The organism is Polyangium sp. 6x1, from assembly GCF_029946515.1.
Taxonomy (GTDB): Bacteria; Myxococcota_A; Polyangia; order Polyangiales; family Polyangiaceae; genus Polyangium.
This window is the reverse complement of record NZ_JARZHH010000156.1, coordinates 1-5206: the sequence shown is the minus strand read 5'-3', so window position 1 is coordinate 5206 and position 5206 is coordinate 1. Positions and strand designations below refer to the sequence as shown.

The 5206-nt window shown below is 70.8% G+C and carries 5 protein-coding genes and 1 pseudogene; 5 read left to right on the top strand and 1 reads right to left on the bottom strand.

Annotated features, from left to right (window positions below; all coding sequences use genetic code 11):
• From QHF85_RS49390 to QHF85_RS49370, 5 genes are all read left to right on the top strand, one after another.
• The coding region (locus QHF85_RS49390; RefSeq protein ID WP_281334526.1) for an Ig-like domain-containing protein at positions 1-2028 on the top strand (2028 nt) is incomplete at its 5' end.
• Between the two features lie 41 nt (positions 2029-2069).
• Positions 2070-2651, top strand: a complete 582-nt coding sequence (locus QHF85_RS49385) for a DUF99 family protein (protein ID WP_281334525.1) — start codon at positions 2070-2072, stop codon at positions 2649-2651.
• Between the two features lie 10 nt (positions 2652-2661).
• Entirely contained in the window at positions 2662-3210 is a 549-nt protein-coding gene (locus QHF85_RS49380; protein ID WP_281334524.1) for an ACT domain-containing protein, read from the top strand.
• Between the two features lie 60 nt (positions 3211-3270).
• A complete protein-coding gene (locus tag QHF85_RS49375) occupies positions 3271-3768 on the top strand; it encodes a polymer-forming cytoskeletal protein (protein WP_281334523.1) in 498 nt (165 codons plus the stop codon).
• A 170-nt stretch (positions 3769-3938) separates the two neighbouring features.
• Complete coding sequence (locus QHF85_RS49370; RefSeq protein ID WP_281334522.1) at positions 3939-4604, top strand: SRPBCC family protein; 666 nt, start codon at positions 3939-3941, stop codon at positions 4602-4604.
• On the opposite strand, the pseudogene QHF85_RS49365 reads toward QHF85_RS49370, so the two are convergent.
• Positions 4605-5206, bottom strand: a pseudogene (locus QHF85_RS49365) (hypothetical protein); the annotation flags it as partial.

Sequence of the window (5206 nt, the reverse complement as noted above, 5' to 3'; positions counted from 1 at the left end):
GGCGCGGGCGGGAGCGGCGGCATGGGCGGTGCGGGCGGTGCGGGCGGCGCTGGCGGTGCAGGCGGCGAGGGCGGCATGGGCGGGATGGCCGGCGCTGGCGGCATGGGCTCCGGCGGCTCCGGCGGCGGCACCCCGATGTGCGTGACCCCGGCCGATTGCCCGTCGCCCGGCACACCGTGCATCGTGGCCACGTGCGAGGCCGGCGCCTGCGGCACGGCGTTCGTGGCCGCGGGGACACCCACAGCAAATCAACAAACCGGCGATTGCCGCGTCGAGCAATGCGACGGAGCCGGGAGCACGATGAGCGCCGTCGACGGAAACGACACGCCGAACGACGGGAACGTCTGCACGAGCGATCTTTGCGACGCGGGCGTCCCCTTGACCCCGCCCCTGCCCGCGGACACGGCGTGTAGCCAGAATGGCGGCCAGCTCTGCGACGGCAGCGGGGCGTGCGTCGAATGCAACACCGGCGCGCAATGCGCGAGCGGCGTTTGCACGAGCCATGTTTGCCAGCCGGCGAGCTGCGGCGACGGCGTGAAGAACGGATCCGAGACGGACGTCGATTGCGGCGGCGTGACCTGTTTGCCCTGCGCCTCGGGGAAGTCCTGCCTCACCGCGGCCGATTGCCAGACCGGCTCCTGCATCGGCGGCCTCTGCGAGGCGCCCGCGGTCGTGAGCACGACGCCGGCCGACGCCGCGACGGGCGTGGTCACGGGCGCGACGGTGGCCGTGACGTTCACGAAGCCCATGAACCCGGCGACGCTCGGCGCGCAGACGGACATCGGCCCTTGCACGGGCGCGATCCAGCTCTCGATCGACGATTTCGCGACGTGCCTGAGCTTCGCCGCCGCGACGCCCACGATGTCCGGCGGCGGCACGGTCGCGACGCTCGTCCCGGCGCCGGCGCTCTCGTACGGCACGACGTACAAGCTGCGCGTGACCACGGCGGCCAAGGACCCGTATGGGAATGCCCTCGGCGCCGCCTACACGCAGGTGGCGGGCTTCTCGACCGGCGCGCCGCCGCCCTCGTGCATCGGCTCGGTGGTGATAAGCCAGGTCTACGCCCATGGCGGCGAATTCACGGCGATCTATCAGAACGATTTCATCGAGCTGCACAACCGCGGGAAGACGCCGGTGAGCCTGGCCGACTGGTCGCTGCAATTCGCGTCCAATGTCGGCATCTTCGGCTTGTCGTACCTGAGCAAGACCATCCCGCCCGGCGGCTATTTCCTGCTCCAGGCCGCGGCTTCCGGTCTTGGTAACTACGGGACCTTCCTGCCGGTACCGCCGGACCTCACGAGCAACTCCGTCGTCTACAGTTCACGCGGCGAGGTGCTGCTCGTGAATGAGCAGGCGCTGGTGAGCAGCGAGTGCCCCTACGACGCGTCGGTCGTCGATCTGGTCGGTTATGGGCTCTACCCGAATTGCTGGGAGGGAGACAATATGCCTGCGCCCACGCCCAGCCCGACGAAGTCGCTCTTCCGCGTGGACGACGGCTGCACCGACACGAACGACAACGCGGCCGACTTCGTGGTCGACGACGTCGCCCCGCGGAGCAGCTACGGCCCGGCCCACATCTGCGCATGCGGCGCCGAGGACGCGACCATGAACGAGTCGGATCTCCCCGCCGAGATCGACTATTGCAATCTGCAATTCCCGCTGTCCGTCACCGTGGCCGCCGGCCAGACGACGCCCCTCGTCTACGGCCGCGTCTACGAGGCAGACGTCACGAATCCGGCCGGCGCGAATGCCACGGTGAAGGCCGAGATCGGGTACGGCCCGGCCAACATCAACCCCACCAGCCAGAGCGGCTGGCAGTGGTTCCCGGCCACGTTCAACCAGCAATACGGCAACGACGACGAGTACAAGGGCTCGTTCACCGCGCCCGCGGCGGGCACCTACCGCTACACCTATCGCGTGAGCCTCGACGGCGGGCGCTGGACCTACTGCGACATGGACGGCGCCGGCTCGAACGCGGGCCTCTCGTTCGACCCGGCCAAGCTCCCGGTGCTCACTGTTTCGCCCTGAGACGGTTGACATCTCGAACGACTTGACCCTCCCTCGGGCCCATGAGCCCCTTCTCCCACGTGATCGGCGTCGACGACGCGCCCTTCCCGCGCGCGCACCGCGGCGACGTGCCCATCGTGGGCGTCGCGTTCGCCGGGACGAGGCTCGAAGGCGTGCTCTCCTCGAAGGTGCGGCGCGACGGCGCGAACGCCACGGACGTCCTCGCCACGATGATCCAAGGCTCGCGCTTCGCCGCGCACACGCGGCTCGTGATGATGGAAGGCATCGCGCTCGCGGGCTTCAACGTGGTCGACATCCACGCGCTCGCCGAGCGGCTCGGCATGGCCGTGCTGGTCGTGTCGAAGCGCAACCCAAACGTTCCGGCCGTACGGCACGCGCTGCTCGAGAGAGTCCGCGGCGGCGCGCGCAAATGGCGGCTCATCGAGAAGGCCGGACCCATGGAGCCGTGCGCCGACCTCTTCATCCAGCGCGCGGGGCTCGACATGCAAGACGCCACCGCGGTGATTCGACGGCTCGCCGTCCACGGCCGCCTCCCCGAGCCCGTCCGGGTCGCGCACCTCGTCGCGAGCGCGCTCGCGGTCCCTGGCGCGAGCACGCTCGCGGTCCCCGACCCGATTGACTAGGATGCGCCGCATGACGCAACAAGACGTGTACGTGGTCCTGTCCTGCCTGGGACCCGATCGGCCGGGCCTCGTCGCGGAGGTGACGGAGTACCTCACCAAGCACGGGGGCAACGTGGAGGACAGCCGCATGGCCATCCTCGGCGCCGAGTTCGGCATCCTCCTGCTCGCCTCCGGTCCGCCGGCGACCGTGGACGCCATCGAGAAGGACCTCGGCGATCTCCAGAAAAGCACCGGCCTCAGCGTGGTCGCGCGCCGCACGAAGGCCCCCGAGGAGCACCGCCGCGCCCCGACGATCCCGTGTGCCGTGACGGCCGAGGCGCTCGATCACGAGGGCATCGTGCGCGCCGTCGCCCGGGCGCTCGCACACGCAGGCGTGAACATCGTCTCGCTCGAGGCCACCGCGTACGCCGCGCCCGTCACGGGATCGCAGCTCTTTCGCATGGAAGCGCGCATCGACGTGCCCCAGTCGGTCGGCGTGAGCAAGGTCCGCAAGGCGATGGACGTGGTCGCCGAGGAGCAAAACCTGGAGATCGAGGTGCGCTCGCTCATCAAGTCGTAGAGCATCGACAGGTTCGGGACGGTTGCTCTCCGGGGCGCGGCTGGAGTAAGGCTCGTGGGCATGGAGCCGCTCTCCGGACAGGATGATCTGCCGCCGCGCGTGGAGGCCTCGGCCGCACAGGCCGGGCATCGGCCCACGGAGATCAACGCCCTGCTCGGGCGGGGCACCCGCTTCGAGGGCAAGCTCTACTTCGAGGGCCGCGTCCGCCTCGACGGCGACTTCCAGGGCGAGATCCGCGGCGACGACGTGCTCGTCATCGGCGACGGCGCCCGCGTCTCCGGCGACATCCTCGTCGGCGCCTGCATCGTGACGGGCGGCGAAGTCTCCGCGAGCATCCGCGCCCGCACCGCCATCGAGCTCTACGCTCCGTCCAAGGTGACGGGCGCGCTCCACGCGCCGGCCATCTTCATCGACCGCGGCGTCCAGTTCGACGGTACTTGCAAGATGGCCCCCCTCGACGAGGCCGACACGCGCACCAGCAAGGAAGCGGCGCCGCCGCCCTCGACGCCCGCCCCGCCGACGCCCGCCTCCCCGGCGCCGCCGGCAGGCCGGGAGTGAACGAACCGTCACGCCCCCGCAGGATCCGCGCGCCGCGAAGCGCCCTTACCCTCTGAAATCCCACGGCTTTCCTGGGCCCCCGCAGACTTCGGGCGGGGCCGGCATGGCTCGTGCAATTCGGGATGTCGACGACGAAGACGATTCCACCTTGTCGTTTTCCGGAGACACCCATGAAGCTTCGCCTGCGCCACCTCGCCTTCGCGCTGCTCACGACCCTGACCACCCTCGGCGCCGCGCCGAACGTCGCGCGCGCGGGCGACGAAGAAGCCGCGCGGCTCGAGGCCCGCGGCAAAGCCCAGCGGTACACGCAGAAGACGACGGACCCGGTGAGCTCGATCGACACGGGCGGCGCGGCGATCCTGGTCCACGCGCCGATCGACGAGGTGCGCCGGATCATCACGGATTACCGGCACTACGAGAAGGTCATCAAGCCGTTCAAGCAGAGCAAGCTGCTCTCGCGCACGAAGGGCGTGAGCGAGGTGTACCTGGAGGTGCCGATCCTTCACGGCGCCGCGACGGTCTGGGTCGTCACGAAGATCGGGCAGCCTGTCAAAGACGGGAACGAGGAGCGCATCACGGCGAAGATGGAGCGCGGGAACGTGGACGATTTCCGCGCCACGTGGAAGCTGCGCGCGGTGGACGGGGAGCGGACGATCGTAAAGCTCGAGATCCTCGTCGACCCGAAGATGCCCGTGCCCTCGTCGGTGGTGACGCCGGAGCTCTGCACGGCCGCGGACAAGGCCGTCACGGGGGTGCGTGATCACGCCGAGAAGAACCACTCGACCGCGTCGGCGGCGCGCGCCGAGAAGCAGAGCGTCCTCGCCGAGGGCACCTGATCACGAAGCGCGCGCCGCGCCGAGCGCCGCGGCGAGCTTCGACATGAGGCGGGGGTCGTCGACGAGCCGCTGCGTCCACACGCGTCCGAGCCGCGCCTGATCCGAAGGCTCGAGCCCGAGCTCGGCGAGGACCTCCGCCGTCGTCCCGCGCTCGGCGGCGACCTGGAGCCGCGCATGCTCGGCGAGCCCGACGGGCAAGCCGAGCCGCTCCTGCGTGGCGTGGTAGGCCGCGTCGTACGCGACCAGGAGCCGACGTTGCCCCTGCGCGGCCTCCTGGGCCATCGCCTCGGCCCAGTGCTGCTCCACGGAAGCCCATGACGCGCTGGAGAGAGCGTTCAGCGCGAGGAGCGCGTCGCGGCCATCGGGGCGATGGCGCAGCTCGGCGGCGATCGTCGCGCAACGCTCGATGGGGATCGAGGCGGGCTCGAAGGGTGTTGGCGAGCTCGACGGCGGCGCGTCGGCAGGAGCGGAAGCGGCGGCAGGCGCGGCAGCGGGCGCAGGCGCGGCAGCGGGCGCAGGCGCGGCAGCGGGCGCAGGCGCGGCAGCGGGCACAGCAACGGGCGCGGCGACCTTTCCCGGACGCGGCGGCGAAGGCCGCGGGG